This is a genomic window from Micromonospora sp. NPDC005686 (genome assembly GCF_042871665.1).
In the GTDB taxonomy this organism is placed as follows: domain Bacteria; phylum Actinomycetota; class Actinomycetes; order Mycobacteriales; family Micromonosporaceae; genus Micromonospora.
The window spans coordinates 135397-151267 of record NZ_JBIAIY010000003.1; the positions used below are offsets into that span (position 1 = coordinate 135397).

General features: G+C 72.4%; 10 protein-coding genes. 4 read left to right on the forward strand and 6 right to left on the reverse strand.

From position 1 onward, the window contains the following. Genes ACFYON_RS07965 through ACFYON_RS07975 form a run of 3 tightly spaced genes read right to left on the reverse strand, consistent with a single transcriptional unit; the run spans nucleotide 1 to nucleotide 3536 of the window. Complete coding sequence (locus tag ACFYON_RS07965; protein WP_354864234.1) at nucleotides 1-1644, reverse strand: extracellular solute-binding protein; 1644 nt, start codon at nucleotides 1642-1644, stop codon at nucleotides 1-3. A gap of 39 nt (nucleotides 1645-1683) precedes the next feature. Then, nucleotides 1684-2610 carry a carbohydrate ABC transporter permease gene (locus tag ACFYON_RS07970; RefSeq protein WP_354864232.1) on the reverse strand — a complete coding sequence of 309 codons (927 nt, stop codon included), beginning with the start codon at nucleotides 2608-2610 and terminating at the stop codon, nucleotides 1684-1686. Then, nucleotides 2607-3536: an ABC transporter permease subunit gene (locus ACFYON_RS07975; protein ID WP_355047390.1), complete on the reverse strand. Its 930-nt coding sequence runs from the start codon at nucleotides 3534-3536 to the stop codon at nucleotides 2607-2609. The genes ACFYON_RS07970 and ACFYON_RS07975 overlap by 4 nt, the downstream gene beginning before the upstream one ends. A 67-nt stretch (nucleotides 3537-3603) precedes the next feature. Between ACFYON_RS07975 and ACFYON_RS07980 the strand changes: the two genes are divergently transcribed. Together ACFYON_RS07980 and ACFYON_RS07985 are read left to right on the forward strand one after the other, a co-directional pair. Further along, the gene (locus ACFYON_RS07980; protein ID WP_354864228.1) at nucleotides 3604-4632 is read left to right on the forward strand and encodes an acetylxylan esterase; all 1029 of its coding nucleotides are present in this window, start codon (nucleotides 3604-3606) and stop codon (nucleotides 4630-4632) included. Between the two features lie 71 nt (nucleotides 4633-4703). After that, nucleotides 4704-5744 carry a DUF4034 domain-containing protein gene (locus ACFYON_RS07985; RefSeq protein ID WP_354864226.1) on the forward strand — a complete coding sequence of 347 codons (1041 nt, stop codon included), beginning with the start codon at nucleotides 4704-4706 and terminating at the stop codon, nucleotides 5742-5744. A gap of 56 nt (nucleotides 5745-5800) precedes the next feature. Here the strand turns inward: ACFYON_RS07985 and ACFYON_RS07990 are convergent, their stop codons facing one another. After that, nucleotides 5801-7843: a caspase family protein gene (locus ACFYON_RS07990; protein ID WP_354864224.1), complete on the reverse strand. Its 2043-nt coding sequence runs from the start codon at nucleotides 7841-7843 to the stop codon at nucleotides 5801-5803. Nucleotides 7844-8350: 507 nt separating this feature from the next. On the opposite strand from ACFYON_RS07990, the gene ACFYON_RS07995 reads away from it, so the two are divergent. Continuing rightward, on the forward strand, nucleotides 8351-9346 hold the full coding sequence (locus ACFYON_RS07995) for a hypothetical protein (protein WP_354864222.1): 996 nt from the start codon (nucleotides 8351-8353) through the stop codon (nucleotides 9344-9346). A gap of 40 nt (nucleotides 9347-9386) precedes the next feature. On the opposite strand, the gene ACFYON_RS08000 is transcribed toward ACFYON_RS07995, so the two are convergent. After that, complete coding sequence (locus ACFYON_RS08000; RefSeq protein ID WP_354864220.1) at nucleotides 9387-11756, reverse strand: CHAT domain-containing protein; 2370 nt, start codon at nucleotides 11754-11756, stop codon at nucleotides 9387-9389. Between the two features lie 92 nt (nucleotides 11757-11848). Then, entirely contained in the window at nucleotides 11849-12808 is a 960-nt protein-coding gene (locus ACFYON_RS08005) for a hypothetical protein (RefSeq protein WP_354864218.1), read from the reverse strand. 58 nt (nucleotides 12809-12866) lie between these two features. Here ACFYON_RS08005 and ACFYON_RS08010 point away from each other — a divergent pair, with 58 nt between their 5' ends. Then, complete coding sequence (locus tag ACFYON_RS08010) at nucleotides 12867-15731, forward strand: CHAT domain-containing protein (RefSeq protein WP_355014865.1); 2865 nt, start codon at nucleotides 12867-12869, stop codon at nucleotides 15729-15731. Nucleotides 15732-15871 lie beyond the last annotated feature (140 nt).

Consider the following 15871-nt stretch of genomic DNA (forward strand, 5'->3'; position numbering starts at 1 on the left):
TCAGCCGTGGTTCTTGCGGTACCGCTCGTACGCCTTGTTGACCAGGTCGGTGTAGGCCTGCGCGTTCTTGCCCCTCAGCTCCGAGACGTAGGCGTCCCACTCGCTCAGCGGCCGCTGGCCGAGGGCGAACTTCAGCGTGTTCTGGGTGACGTGGTCCTTCAGCGCGGTCGCCCACAGTGTCGTCTGCTCGCGTTCTTCGTCGTTGAGCGGCGCGGGTGGCGGGGTCACCCAGGGCGCGGGCTTGCGGGCGTTCATCTCCTTCTGGAACTCCAGCTCCTCGGGCGAGAAGAACGACTGCACCAGGTCGAGCTTGCCGCCGTAGGCGAAGACGCCGTTGTAGAAGCCGAAGTCCTTCTGGAGGTGCTTGCTGCCCTTGGGGTTGAGGCCGACGACGTTGACGTCCGGGGCGAGGGTGCGCTTGCCGGAGGCGTCAGTGGCGTACGTGGTGCCCTCGACGCCCCACTTGGCGAACTCCTGGCCGGCGTCGGAATACCAGAGCCAGTCGATGAACTGCATCATGGCCACGAAGTTCTTGCCGTCCCGGGCCTTGCTGGAGATCATCACGCCGTTCTCCAGCCGGCTCGCCGGGTTGACCGGCCCGGCCGGCCCAACCGGGAAGAGGATCTTGCCGAGCCGGGCGTTCGGGTTGATCTTCGCGATGTCCGGGCGGTAGTCGTTCACCAGGGTCTGCGCGTTCGTGCTGATCACGAAGGACTTGCCGCTGGCGAGCTTCTGCCGGGCCTGGTCGTCGGTCTGGGTGAACGTCTCCGGGTCGAGCAACCCTTCGGCGACCAGCTTGTGGAGGTACTCCACCACCTGCCGGTAGCCGTCCGAGGCGCCGGTGAAGACGTACTTCCCGGCCCCGGCGTCCCAGCTCGTCGCCTGGTAGTTCCAGCCGGCGCCGGGTAGGCCGTGCGCGAGGGCCAGCATGTTCAGCAGGTTGCCGGCCGGGTTGGGCTTGCCGAACCGGTCGGAGAACGGGATGACGTCCGGGTGGGCCGCCTTCATCGCCTTGAGCATGGCGTACACCTCGTCCCAGGTGGTCGGGGACGGGATCTTCAACTGCTCCAGCACGTCGGTGCGGACCGCGAGGGTGTAGTCCTGCCAGGGCTTCTCGTGCAGTCCGGGCAGCAGGTAGAACTTGCCGTCCTCCTGCCGGAGCGTGTCCATCTCCGGCTGGAGGTTCCACCGCTCGATCTTGTCCTTGAAGTGCGGCATCAGGTCGAGGTAGTCGCTGACCGGCAGGATGGCGCCGGAGGAGACGTACGAGCTCTCCTGCGGGTGGTAGGTCTTCGGGATGATCAGCGGGGCGTCGCCCGAGCCGACCAGCACGCTGCGCTTCTGCTCGTAGTCGCTCAGCGGCACGGCGACCGGGTCCAGCTTGACGTTCGTCCGCCGGGCCAGCTCGGCCCAGAACAGCCACTCGGGCTTGAGCGGGTAGTTCGGGTGGTTGTTGTAGAGGATCGAGAACGTGACCGGTTCGGTGGCCTTGAACTGGTCCCCGAGGCCGTACTTCTCCATCGCGCCCGCACGGTTGCGGTCGAGGTCCTTCTTGTCGGGGGTGTCGTCGCCGCAACCCGCCAGGGAGACGACGGCGGCCGCGCCGCTGGCGAGCAGCAGTTGGCGCCGGGACAGCTTGGCCATGGATTCTTCCTTCCGGTGGTGGAGGTGGTGCGGGGGCGGCTATCCCTTCACGGCGCCGAGCATGATTCCGGAGACGAAATAGCGCTGGATGAACGGATAGACCGCGAGGATCGGCAGGATCGTCAGCACGATGGTCACGGACTGGATGGTGGCGGCGGACTGGACGACGTCGCCGGCGCTGCCGAGGCCGCCGCCGGTCTGCGTGGCGTCGGTCGCGCCCGCGATGAGGTTGCGCAGGTAGACGGTCACCGGGAGCAGGTCCTGACGGTCCATGTAGAGGAACGCGGCGAACCAGGAGTTCCAAAACGAGACGGCGTAGAACAGCACCATCGTGGCGACCATCGCCTTGGACAGCGGCAGCACGATCCGCAGCAGCGTGCCGTACGTGTTCAGCCCGTCGACGGCGGCAGCCTCCTCCAGCTCGACCGGCAGGCTCTCGAAGAACGCCTTCATCACCAGCAGGTTGAACACGTTTATGGCGTTGGGCAGGGCGATCGCCCACACGGAGTTCTTCAGCCCCAGGCTGGTGACCAGGACGTAGTTGGGGATCAGGCCGCCGGTGAAGAACATGGTGAACACGGCGATCCCGACCAGCGCGGTCCGGCCCCGCAGGTGCCTCTTCGACAGCACGTAGGCGTAGCAGGTGGTCAGCACGACGGAGATGAGCGTGGCGACCGCCGTGTAGAAGACGGTGTTGCGGTAGCTGACCCAGAACGCCGGGTCGGACGTCACCACCCGGTACGCGGTGAGGTTGAACCCCCGCGGCACGAGGTTCACCTCACCCGCGACGATGTACGCGTTGTCGCTGAGCGAGCGGGCCACGATGGTGAGGAACGGGTAGAGGGTCACCACCACGACGGCGGTCAGCACGACGGCGTTTACCGCCTGGAAGACCCGGTAGCCCCGGGTGGGCCGGGGGCCACGCGGCCGGACCGCCGGTGCCCCGGTGCGGGCGCGCGTGCTCACCACAGGCTCGTCCCCACCGTGCGCCGGGAGATCGCGTTCGCCGACAGCACCAGCGTCAGCCCGATCACGGACTCGAACAGGCCGATCGCGGCGGCGTAGCTGAGGTTTCCGGAGACGATGCCCACCCGGTACAGGTAGGTCGAGATCACGTCCGCAGTCGGGTAGGTGAGCGGGTTGTACAGCAGCAGGATCTTCTCGAAGCCGACGGCCATGAAGGTGCCGATGTTGAGGATCAGCAGGGTCACCATCGTCGGCCGGATCCCCGGCAGCGTCACGTGCCAGGTCTGTCGCCACCTGTTGGCGCCGTCGATGCGCGCCGCCTCGTACAGGTCGCCGTCGACAGTGGTGAGCGCGGCGAGGTAGAGGATGGTGCCCCAGCCGACGGTCTGCCAGACCTCGGAGGAGACGTAGATCGTCCGGAACCAGCCGGCCTGCTGCATGAACGGGACCGGCTCGCCACCCACGGCGCGCAGCATCTGGTTCACCGTGCCGTCCACCGACAGCAGCTGGAGGACCATGGCGGCCACGATCACGATCGACAGGAAGTGCGGCAGGTAGGACACCGACTGCACGAACCGCTTGAGGGCGCGGTTGCGCACCTCGTTGAGCAGCAGTGCGAGCACGATCGGCAGCGGGAAGCAGAACACCAGGGTCAGCGCGCCCAGCACGAGCGTGTTCGTGAACACGCTCCAGAAGGTGGGGTCGGTGAAGAACAGCCGGAAGTACCGCAGCCCGGTCCAGTACTCGCCGAAGAGGCTGCCGCCCGGCTGGAAGCGCCGGAACGCGATCACGTTGCCGAGCATCGGCAGGTAGCGGAACGTCAGGAAGAACAGCAGCGGCAGGACGGCCAGCGAGTAGAGCTGCCAGTCCCGGCGCAGGGCTCGCCGCCAGGGCGTACGGCGACCGCGCGGGGTCGGTGATGCCAAGCTCATCCTCCCGCCTGAACGTCGACCGGAACTTTCCGGTAATGCGCCGTAAGCCTTTCGGAAATTTATGGGTATCGTTATCGGGGTGTCAAGAGCATCGATCGATATCTCCCTCGACCAGCTCCGTCGCTATACGCCGGACGTTGTCGAACCCGCCGACTTCGACCGGTTCTGGTGCGGCACCCTCACCGCCGCCAGGGCCACCCCGGTGCTCGTTGACGTCCGGCCCGAACCCACCGGCCTGCGGCTGGTCGACGTGTGGGACGTGACGTTCGCCGGCTTCGCCGGTGAACCGGTCCGGGCCTGGTACACCCGCCCCGCGGGCGCACCCACGCCGCTGCCGGCCGTGGTGGAGTACCCCGGCTACGGACGCGGCCGGGGTCTGCCGGGGGAGCGGCTCACCTGGCCGGTGGCCGGCTACGCCCACCTGCTGGTGGACAACCGGGGGCAGGCCGGACTCTTCGGCCACGGCGACACCCCGGACCCGCACGACGCCCCCGGTGGGCCCAGCCCTGTCACGCGGGGGATCCTGGCCCCGGACGACTACCACTACCGCCGTCTGATCACCGACGCGGTGCGCGCGATCGACGCCGTCCGCGCCCTGCCGGGTGTGGACCCGGAGCGCGTCGCCGCGGTGGGCAACAGCCAGGGTGGCGGACTCGCGCTCGCGGCGGCAGGCCTCGTCGACGGCCTCGCCGCGCTCCTGGTCACCGCCCCGTTCCTGTGCGACATCCAGCGCGCCATCGAACTCACCGAGGCGTCCCCCTACGGCGAGATCGCCGGTTACCTGGCGGTGCACCGCGACGCCGAGGAGCCGGTCCGGCGCACGCTGTCCTACGTCGACGGGGTGACCTTCGCCCGGCGGGCCACCGCCCCGGCACACTTCGGGATCGGCCTGCGCGACGACGTCTGCCCACCGAGCACCGGCTTCGCCGCCTACAACCAGTACGCCGCCGCCGGCGGATCGGCCGCGCCGCTACGGGAGATGCACACGTACCCGTTCAACGGGCACGAGGGCGGCGAGGCCGTCCACGTGCGGCGGCAGTTGCGCTGGCTCGACGCGGTGATCCGCGCCGCCGGGACGGCAGACGGCTGACGGGCTCACCGGCTGGCGGTCCGGCTCGCCGGGGCTGCCGGCGGGCCCGCCGGCATCTACCATCCCTGATCATGATCTCGACCGTGTGGCGGCTGCTCACCCGCCAGATCGACCCCAACCTGGCGCAGGACGACGCCGTGCTGCGCGAGGCGTGCACGCAGGCGCGGTACGGCTCCGACATCGGGCCGGCCCGGAAGGCTCTGGCCGCCACGCGGGATGACTACGACCGCCGGGCACGGTACGTCCGTGTGCTGGCCGAATCGACAGCCGGCGGGCTCGGATCCCGGATCGACCGTACGACCGGCCGGGTCGACACCGCCGCCGCCTGGACCGATCGCTGGGCGTCGCGCGCGCCCGCCGATCCGGATGCCCAGCTCGTACGTGCTCGTTCCCTGATGGCCCGTGCGTGGGAGGTGCGCGGCGGCGACTGGGCGGCCTCCGTACGTCCGGAGCAGTGGGCCGAGTTCAACCGCCTGCTGGACCTGGCCCGGCAGGTGAACGACCTCGCGATGCGGCTCGCGCCCGACGATCCCACACCGTGGGCGCACCGGCTGCGCCTCATGATCGACGAGAGCGCGCCACTGGAGGACGTCGAGGAGACGTGGCGTGAGCTGACCAAGCGGGATCCCTGGCATCAGGACGGCCACGTCCTGCGGCTGACCTACCACTGCAGGAAGTGGAGCGGCTCGCACGAGGCGATGTTCCGCTTCGCCCGATCGGTCGCCGCCGCGGCGCCGACGGGCTCGCCGCTGCTCGTGCTGCCGGTGCGCGCCGCCGCGGAGTGGGCGCTGTGGGAGCAGGATCGCGAACCCGAAGGCGGCACCGCCGACGAGATCAGCGAGCGGTGGCAACAGGATCCGGTCATGCGGTCCGATCTCGACGACGCGCTGTCCCGGTGGTTCCACCAGCCGGCCACCCGGCACGCCGACTGGCTCGACGACGCGAACTTCCTGGCGTACGGGCTGGCGCGCACCGGCCGCGACGCCGAGGCCGCGCCGGTGTTCGCGTCGATCGGCCGGTACGCGACGGGCGTTCCGTGGTCCTGGTGGGGCCGCGGGCGCGGCGACGCCGCCTTCGTCCACGCCCGTCGCCGCGCCCGCCGCGCTGCCTGACCGCCTGCGACCGGGTCCCCTCGTCGGTCCCGGTCTCGGCCCAGGTTGTCCACCGCTCACGAGATCTCCGGCACCCGCGTGCGTACCGTCAGGACGCTGCTCGCCCAGTCCGGTGCCGCGGCCGGCGGGCGAACCGCCTCGCGATGAAGGGCGGTCATCCCCAGTTGGTCGAGGATGCCGGTGAACGACCCCGAGCGGCTCGGGCTCCTCTCGACGGCCCTTTGGGTGCCCAGCGCGCCGAGGTGGAACGACGTGGCCGGGAACTCCTCCTCCGAGACGAGCAACTGCAGGTAGTCGCGCGTTTCGGCACCGGGCTCGACGGCGCGGTCCTCGGGCAGTTGGAAGGCGACCAGGCCGCCGTCGAAGGCCACACCGCAGTTCCGGGGCGCGATGATCCGGCCGGGGAACAGGTGCGGGTGGACGGCGTGCCGGTCGGTCAGGTCGAGCAGGACGCAGTAGAGCGGCCGATCGCTGGTGTTCCGGAGTCGGATGAAGACCATCGGTGGCACCCACCCGTCGCCGGCGCGGGCGTACGTCAACAGAACGGCGCCGTCGTCGCCGGGCTTGGCCGGCGCCCGGTCCCGCGGTGCGCTGATCTCGCCCGGTTCCGCCACCACGACCTCGATCTTGACCGCACCGGCGAGCCGGGAGACCCGGTTGGCCAGGTTCCGGATGGTGCGCCAGCGGGCGATGTGCTCCAGCCGAGCCACGGCCGTGTGCACGTCGGCGCGGGTCAGGTCGTCCGTCAGTGGCCCGCCGTCGAACGAGTGAACGCGGATGCGGCAGCCGTCGGTGGAGACCCGCAGGTCGGGTGTCTTCTCCGGGTCGTCGAGCGGGACCAGTCGCAGGTGCGGTGAGGGGGACCCGTCGGGCCCCGCGCTCCGCAACGCGTCGATGACGGCGCGGGCGGTTTCCGGGTCGTCCCGGCTCGTCCCCCCGACCGCCACCGTGACCGCGGGCATCGGCACCCGGGACAGCACCACGTCGTACTGGCGGCCGGTGTCGGGTGTCCAGCCGAGGGGTTCGACGACGCTGAGCTCGGTCCGTACCCGGGTCACTCGCGCTTCGCGTACGGGGCTCTCGAGGTGTACGGCGACCCGGACGTCCTCGCCGGCCGCAGCCTCGATCCCGTGGATCGACCCGGCGTTGATCTCCCAGCTGCCACGCTTGTACCGCATGACGAGCGCGCTCGCCGGCGCCCGGGACACACCACCGAGGAAGGGCTGGTCGACGATGTCGTGGTCAGCGGGGTACAACGTCGGCACCTGACGGTCCCTGGCGTTCTCGACGGCGCACCGGGCGGCGACCATCAGTTCGCGGTAGGTGGCCCCGGGCCCCAACCGCTCGATGGCGTCGAGCAGGCCGAGGGTGAAGATGCCGTTGCGTCGGTTCCACGGCCCGGTCTCGTACGCCTGCTGGTCGTCGCGGCACGCCGTGAGCGCCACGTGGTCGGCGTCGGCCTGGTCCGGGCCGACGTCTCGGTTGCCGCCGAGGGCGGCATCGTTGGTGGCGCCGACGAGTTCCGGTAGCAGCGACTCCAGCGCAGGCGGCCGCGGGGCGGGCTCGGCCCAGCGAGGGGCGACCGGCGCGATCCGGATCACCTCGTCCGTCTGCGGGTCGGCGCCGGGACCGGTCCTGGTGGCGCCGGCCGAGTGGCAGCTGTCGAGGACGACGGCGACGTGCGCGCCGCGGGCCGCGACCTCCGATATCAGCACCCGGAGTTCGCAGTCGAGAAGATCGGGCGTTTCGGTCCCGTCGGCCCGGCTGTCGTGGCACACGAGGGTCTGGCACCAGCCGCTGGGTTCCCGGTGCCACAGCTCCGGCGGCAGCCGCGAGAGCGAGCCGTGCCCGCTGAACCAGAACAGGGCGGTGTCGCCGGGACCTGCCTGGCCGAGGTGTTCGCGGAATGCCGAGACGACCGCCGCTCGGGTCGCCTGCTCGTTGAGCAGCGTCAGGGGGCGCGTCTCGGAGCCCGATCCGAACCGGGCGTCGAGGAGCTGTTCCACCCGCCCGACGTCGTTGAGGCACCCGAAGAGCCGGCTCAGGTCGGGTGTCCGATACGAGTTGATGCCGACCAGCAGCGCGTACAGCGACGACACGGAGTTCCCGCCCTTTCCTCGATCCGGCGAGCGATTCGTCGGAGGTGACACAGGTATCTGACGGACCGTCCGCCTCGATGACCGCCGACGATCTCGCTGCACAGAACCGCCACTGGCGCAAGACCCCAGATCGGGGACAGGAGGACGTCGGAGGGGGACTGGTCGGGTTGGTTCACCGCTCACCGCCGGATGACGCACCGGCGGCGCGGGCCGGCCCCGCCGTCACGTCCGACCGATGTGGAGGATCCACTGAAGAGACTGAATGTGGCTCCTCGGGTTCAGCGGTGCGGCCGCGCTGTCGCGTGGCGCCCTGTAGCGGGGGCAGGCTGTGTCCGTCCGATCCCGCCGGTCCTGGCGCGATCGGAGACCATCCCTGACGAATCTGCTCTGGAAGGAGCCGCAGTGGGTGCTTCGGCAGCGCAGTCCCGACAACGGGACTCAGCCCGGATGCCCGTCGTTCGCCGGGCTCCCGCGCCCGGCGAGACGCGGCAGGCCGTCGATCGCGGCGTGCCGGCGTTGACGGAGCTGGCCCGCGAGGGCACCCTCGCCGCCGCTGCGGCGACCGCAGAGGGCCCGGAGCGTCGAGCGATCGTCCGGGCGGCGTACGACCTCGTCTGGCCGATCGTGTTCGCCCGCGTGACACGCCGGTTCGAGCGCCGTCGGGGCCATGCCGCCTGCTCCGTCTCCGTCCTACGGCTCGCCGACGAATGCCTCGACCGGTTCCACGACGACGTCGAGGCGGTGGTGGAGGACCTGTTGACCCACGCCGACCGGCCGATCCACAACCTGGAGGGGTGGATCGCCGGCCGCCTCAACGCGGCGACGGTGGACGGCCACCGCCGGCGACGCGGGCGCCGGGGTGCGCTGCAACGTCCCCGGATACCCGGGTGGCTGGCCGACGAACTGGGCCGGGACCGATGGCTCACGGCGCTGGCCACGGAACTGCTCGGCTGGGTGGGGGTCCCGGTGACGGCCGGGAACGACGTGTGGCCACTGGAGGCGTGGGCACAACGCCGTGCCGAGGTGACCGGCGACTGGCCGGGCAGCGAACCGCCGGTCGTCGCGCGGGAGGTGGAGCGGGTCCTGGCCGCCATGCGCAGGCGCAGCGGCTGGTACGAGAAGTACGTCGAACGTCCGCTCGGGCACAAGGAGCCTCCGGTGGCCCCGGCGCCGCCCGAGGACGGATTCGTCGCACCGCTTGCGCCGGCCGGCCTGGACGCGCGGGTCGACGCGGAGCTGACCCGGCTCGCCGCCCGCGCCGTCGAGGCGATCGAGGAACGGATCGGGCGGGGCGAGCCCGCGGCCGAGACGGTGGTCGACGTCCTCGCGACCGTCTTCGGGCGGGCGAGCGCGGTAACCGATGTCGAGCAACCGCCGCATGCCGGTACGGACCCGGGCGAAACGGTGCTGGGTGCGCTGAGTGGGCGTGTCGACGTGGACCGGATAGCGGCCGCCGCGCTGGAGATCGTCGGCGCGAAGAGGTCCGGCCCGGTCGCCGGCTGAGGCAGTCGCCCGTCGGATGTGGCCGGAGGGCGCTCGTCGCCTACCGGCCGTGGTGGCTGACCCCGGCCCACGCGGCGACCTCGGCGCACCCCGCCTCGCCCGCCTCCGTGCGTAGGTGGTCGGGCATCGGCTGCGGCGCCGTGCGGCCGCCGTCGAGCATCCACAACTGGGCGCGGCGCAGCGCGTCCGCCGGAGGCAGCCCTTCCCGCCGAAAGTGCGAGGTCATGTAGGCGAGCAGCGGCGCCGAGGAGCCCGGCCCCGGCCATCCGGCGGCGAACACGGTACGGGCGCCGCCGACCAGGTACGCCGTCGCCGGCGCGAACGCCTGGTCCTCGGCCCCTGCGGCCTCGGTCCCGCCGGGGCGGGGCGGGAGCGTGACGACGTCCGCCCCGGCGGGTCGCGTCAGGATCGCGTGCGGCGCCAGGCCGGCGTCGCCGGTCAGCTCGGCGCCGGACGCCACCGGCCTCCGCCAGGCCAGCTCGCACAGCAGCCGGCCGGAGACGATGTACGAGAGGGCGGCCTCCTGCACGGCGTACCGGCCGTCCGGGGCGCGGGCGGCCTGCCACGGCACCGTGGACAGCGGCCCGGGCGCGACGAGGGTCAGCCGCGCCGGGCGGTCCGGACCCGGGACGTGGCCCAGGGCGTGCAGCAACGGGCCCACGGCCACCCGCCACGCCCATTCGCCCATCTGAGCGGAGAACGGCTCGGCAGCCGGCGGGACGGTCAGCGCCGGCAGCGCAAGCGAGAAGGGCGCTTCCCCGCGCGGCACGACGACGGCGAGGCCGCCACCGCTGGCGTCCTGGGGTAGCAGATGGACGAGCGCGTCCCGGCCCAGCGAGGTCAGTGCGGCGCGGATCTCGTCGAAGCTCGTCGTGCCGATCAGGCGGCCGACGGCAGGTGTCGCGGAGTACGTCAGCGCGGCGGCGGCCCGCGTGGCACGTCGCGCTCCGGCGACGTCCAGGACGCCGTCGCCGGCCGTCCAGTCCGCGGCGAGGCCGGGTTCACCGGCCGCGGTCAGCAGTTCCGGAACGGTGGCGACCGCTGTCGCCGCGTACAGGAGCATGTCGCGCCCCGCCTCCAACGCCGTCCCGGCCGCCTCGACGTCGTCCTGGGCCAGGCACCAGCGCGCCACCTCCGCAGCCGTCGTCGCCCCGTCCCGCGCGATCGTGACGGCGCCTTCCGTACCGCTGCCCAGCAGCACCTGGTAGGCGTACCCGGACAGTCCGCGCAGCCCCACGTCGCAGGCGGCGCGTGCGCCACCGGCGTCGAGGTGCGCGTGCGCCAGGGCGTGTGCGGCCGGTGCGAAGACGGGGTGGCCCGGCTGGGCCGCCTCCCGTACCGCGGCGGTGAGCTGGTCGACCGCCTCGGCGAGCGCGGCGGTGTCGCGGCCGGCGCGGTGGGCCAGTGTGAGGGCGTGGCCGAGCGCCATCCGTACGGCGGGCAGTCGCGGGTCGTCCGGGGCGGCGGCCCGGACGGCGCCGGCCAGGTCGTCGACGCCCCGGCGTAGCAGGTCAAGGTCCTGGCCGGCCTGCGCCTGCGCGACGAGCCGGGAGCCGCTGGTGATCAGCCGAGCCACGTCGTCGGCGGGCGTGGCGGCGTCGTCGGAGGCCGGGGGCGGGCCGGCGGCGATCGTCGAGAGCAGGCCGTCGAGCTGAGTCTTGTTCTGCTCGATGTGCTCCCGGAGGTCGGCCACGCCCGGATCGTCGGCGGGCATGCGGTCGAGTCCTTCGCGCATGCGCCGGAGCGCCTCCTCCGCCGACCGGAGGTCCTGCCGTTGCGCCGCGTCGACCAGCCGGGCCGAGACCTCCAGCAGTTCGCCGGTCGACGCGTGCTGCCCGTGCTTCCACAGCTCCCTGCGGGTCGACCGGGCCTGCTCGAGCAGATCTTCCACGGCGGCCCGATCGTCGGGGTCGGCGATCTGCGACGCCAGCGCCGCCTTCATGAGCGGCAGCACCGCGGCGTAGGGGCTGTCGTCCGGAACGCTGATCGACGAGAGCCGCGCCAGCGTGCCCGCGAGGTCATGGGCGGATCCCCCGCGCAGGGCGCCGGCCAGATCGGTCATGACGCCCAGCATGGCCCGGTTACCGGGGGCGGCCGGGTCGTCCTCGGCCTCGTCGAGAATCCGCTGGAGCGGCCCGACGTCCCCGGGCGCGCCGACGGCGGCCTCCTTGGCTCGCTGGACGGCCAGCACCCGCGCCACCTGGGCGCGGTCGGCGGGACTGCCGCCGGCCGCGGCGAAGTCCGCCTCGGCGCGCGCGAGCGTCTCCGGCCGGCGGTCGTGCTGATGGAGACGGGCGTACGCCATGGCGCGGGCGAGCAGGTCACCCGACTCGGTGAAATGGTCGATGGCGTCGGGGAGGTCGTCGATCGACATGTTGACGATCACGTTCAACAGGTGTTCGCCGTCCAACTCCGGTACCCGGCCTTCCGGTGCGTCGCCCGCTCGGCCCGCGACAGAACCGGGCCACACCCGTCCCTGACGGACAGCGGGACGCCGCCGGGTCACGGCTGCGCGAACCGCCACCCCACGCCGTAGCCGCGCCCCTGTCGCAGCCGCCGGAACTCCGCCACGACGTCACCCGCGCCGTCAACGCTGAGCCGGTCGTGCCGGCGGTCCGGATCGTCGAGCAGCCCCTGCGGCAGCCCGTCGATCCGCCACAGCGCGGCGGGCTCGCGACCGGCGAAGCGGACCCGCACCAGTCCGTAGTCGCAGGGATCCAGCGGAGTGATCACGTACCGGTCCCGGATCCGCTGCCCGGGCGCCACCCGGAAGTGCATGCACAGCTTGTGGTTCCGGTCGGCGCTCAGCGTCTCGGGCAGGGCGAGGCGGACCTCGAAGTGGCGGTTGCCGTTGCCCCGCCGGACGCTGCGGATGCGTGCGCCGTAGAGCACGTCGATGACGAGGTCGGCGCCGTCCGAGCTGTCGGTGTCCGGGCGGGGCAGGTCGAGCCGGACCACGATCTCGTCGAGATCCCGGGTGGCGACGATGGTCCGGACCTCGTACAGCTCCGGCGTGGGAGTGTCGAGCCGGAGCAGCGCCTCCAGCGACCGGACCCGCCACCCGGAGTCGAGATCCCCCGCGAGGCGCGTCGCCCAGTCGGCCTCCGCCGCCGCGGCCAGCAACTCGGTCACCTGCTCCGAGCGGCGCCGGGCGGTCCGCAACTCGTATCTCTGCTCCCGGCCCAACTGAGCCTGCCGGGTGGTCAGGTCGGCGTAGGCGTGCTCCGCGTCGATGGCGTAGGTCAGCTCGACCACACGTACCAGGTCCGCCGGCAGGTCCCGGGCCAGGGAGAGCAACGTCTGCCCGACCCGTTCGCGCACCACCCGGTCGGGGTCGGTCGGCGTGGTCCCGCTCAGCTCGTGCAGCCGTGGCCCGACGAGCCGGCCGAGGGAGGCGCTCAGCAGGCCCCGCCGCCGGCGGAGGTCAACGAGTTCCCGGTGGAGCTCGTCCTGAAGGGACACGGCCGCCTCCCCGGTCCGTCAGTAGTCGGCAACCGGAACCGTACTCTGTGGGGTCACGTTGGCTCAGGTACCCGATGAGGCGCTGCGTACGCTTGTCGACTCGGCATCGGCAGCGATGACGATGGTCGGCGAGGCGGACAGCGCGCCTTGGCGCTTCACCCGCTGCTGGCTGCGTCTGGTCGCGTTCGACCAGCACGGTCGGCGGCCGGCCGACCTGTCGGCGGCTCTCGCCGACTTCGACGAGCTTCCCGAGGACCTGCCGGGGCGGTGCAAGCTCGCGCAGATCCTGGTCAACGCCATCCTCCGTTCGGGACGCTTCACCGCACACCTCGAACGAGCGGTCGCGTTGGGTGAGATCGCCGCCGCCGACCCACACCCCCTGCCGGAGGCCAAGCTGGGCGCGGCGGTCGTGCGGTCCACGGCTCTGGCGCAGGCGGTGGCGGAGAGCGCGCCAGGAGTCACTCCTCGGGGAGCGCTTGCCGAGGTGGAGCGGCTGGCCCGGGTCGTGGCCGATCGGCAGCCGTACGCGCAGATGGTGGACAACGCGCGTGTGGCCCTCGGCGTGGTGGTCAACGGACTGGAGGGTGATCCGGCGAGTGTCGCGCGCTCCTCGGCAGACCTGGAACGCGCGCTCCAGGTCCTCACCGGCCTGATGTCCGGCAACCCGCAGGGGATGGCGCGGCTCGCGGCGCTCAAGGGCTTGTCCGAGATCAACGCGGCGGTTGCCCGCGGCGACCTGCCGGCCGTGTGGACGGCCCTGGACCGCGCGGAGGAAGCCGCGTCGTCGCTGCCCGACGACCACCCCGTACGAAGCGCGCTGCGCACCGTGCGGACGCAGGTCGACCCGTTGCGGGAGACGGGCAAATCCGCCCCCGCCGGCGCCGCCCCGAGGCGGAGCGATGCGGCCGACCCCGAGCTGCGCGCGCGGCTCGCCGCGTTGCGCGCGCTCGCCGAACAGCCCGACCAGCTGCCGCACGAACGCGCGCGGCACCTGCATGCGCTCGGAGTGGCGCAGTTGCGTCACGGTTTCTCCAACAGGAGCCTGCTGGACGCCGCGATCAGCGATCTTCGCGCGGCGCTGGACCTGGTGTCAGGTGATGACCCGCAGCGCGTGCGGTATCTGGCCAGCCTCGGCAGCGCGCACCTGCGCCGAGTCGAGAAGGTGGCACGCCGCGCGGATCTCGTCGAGGCCATCCGGTTGCTGGAACAGGGGCGCGAGCTGGCCGGTTCGAACCAGCACCAGCAGTGGACGCAGTTGTCCAACCCGCTGGCGCACGCGTACCGGATGGCCGGCGACAACCGGCGGAGCCGGGAGGTCGCGCTCGCCGGCCTGCGCGGGCACGCCTGGAACGTGTTGCTGACGACCCGCATCAGCGACGCCGACGCGGCCGCGCGGAACGCCGCGGGCGACGCGCTCGATGTCGCGAGGTGGTGCCTCGCCGACGACGACCCGGGATCCGCGGCGCTGGCGCTGGACGCCTGTCGCGCGCTGATCCTCTACGCGGCCACCGAGACCCGTGACCTCGGCGCGCGCCTGGCCGACGCCGGTCGGCCCGGCCTCGCCGAGCGCTGGCGTGACGCCGTGGCCGAGACCGAGCCCGAGTTCGTGCCGGGCGAGCTGCGCCGGGAGGCCGTCGCGGCACTGGCCGGGATCGCCATCACCGAGGACGGCACGACGACTGTCGCGCCCGACGCCGCCGCGACGCGGCTGCTCGCCCCGCCCGACCTCAACGAGATGCGAGCGGCGCTGACCGCACTGGGCGCCGACATGCTCGTCTATCTGATGCCGGGCGACGAGAGGTCGGGCGCGGTGGTGATGGTGCCACGCGCGGAGCCGCCGAGTTGGTTCCCGCTGGCGACGCTGAGCAAGCAGGGCACGGCAGGCTTCGACGCGTTCCTCACCGCGACCACGGCCGACAGCCGCGCCTCCCGGGTGGCGGTGGCCGGATCATGGTCCGAGGCCGCCGGGGCGGCGCGCAAGACCCTCGACGACGTCTGCGACTGGGCGTGGACAGCCGCGATCGGTCCGCTGTTGGAACGCTGCCCGCAATCGGCGGACGGACGTGCGCCGCGCCTCGTGCTGATCCCGATGGGCGAGCTGGCCCGCATTCCCTGGCACGCCGCCCGCCAGGTGACGGACGGGGGAGTGCGGTACGCGATCGAGGACGCGGTGTTCTCGTACGCGCCGTCGGCGCGTCTGCTGTGCGACCTGGCCTGGCGTGCCCCGGTGCCGCTGTCCGACTCCGGCCTGGTGGTGGGCGACCCGGACACGGCGGGCGCCGCCGCGGACCTGCCGGCGGCCCGGGCCGAGGCGCTGGCGGTGCGGGAGCGGTTCTATCCGCGCGCCCGGTACGTCGGCCGTACCCCGGACGGAGTCGCCGCCGACGGTGGGGTGGGCACCCGGGCCGATCTGCTCGGGTGGCTCGCCGACGAGCACGCCGGCACCATGCTGCACCTGGCCTGCCACGGCGTGGTACGCCCGGGCCGCACCGGGGCCGACACGTCCTACCTCCTGCTGGCCGGTGGGGAGCGGATGTCGGCCGAGGAGGTCGTCCGGTTCGCCCCGGCCCGTTCCATCGCCCTGGCGGTGCTCGCCGCGTGCGGCAGCGGCGTCTGCGGCCGCGCCGACGACGAGGCGTTCAGCCTGAGCACCACGCTGCTCGCGAACACCGCCAGCGCTGTCGTGGGTGCCCAGTGGAGCGTGCCGGACGCCGCCACGTCGGTGCTGATGTACATGTTCCACCATTACCTGCGTCGCGAGGATTTCGCGCCGGCCGATGCCCTTCGCGCGGCCCAACGGTGGATGATCTCCGACGCGCGGCAGGTGCCCACCGAGATGCCCGACGTGCTGCGCGCGGCGCTCGGCCGCACCACCACGGCCGATCCGGTCGGCTGGGCCGCGTTCGTCCACTTCGGGCGCTGAGATCGACGGCTGGCCACCAACTGGCCACAGAGTCGGCCGGGCGATGACCGGCGGACGACCGGCGGCGAACCCACGATTGATCTGTCAATCGTGGGGTGAGCTGCCCTGACCGGCCGGCGGCCAGCGCACCGCCGGGGTCT

Coding starts and splice junctions, on each gene's coding strand:
- ACFYON_RS07965 (WP_354864234.1), bottom strand. CDS start 1,644: ATGGCCAAGCTGTCCCGGCGCCAACTGCTGCTCGCCAGCGGCGCGGCC.
- ACFYON_RS07980 (WP_354864228.1), top strand. CDS start 3,604: ATGGGTATCGTTATCGGGGTGTCAAGAGCATCGATCGATATCTCCCTC.
- ACFYON_RS07985 (WP_354864226.1), top strand. CDS start 4,704: ATGATCTCGACCGTGTGGCGGCTGCTCACCCGCCAGATCGACCCCAAC.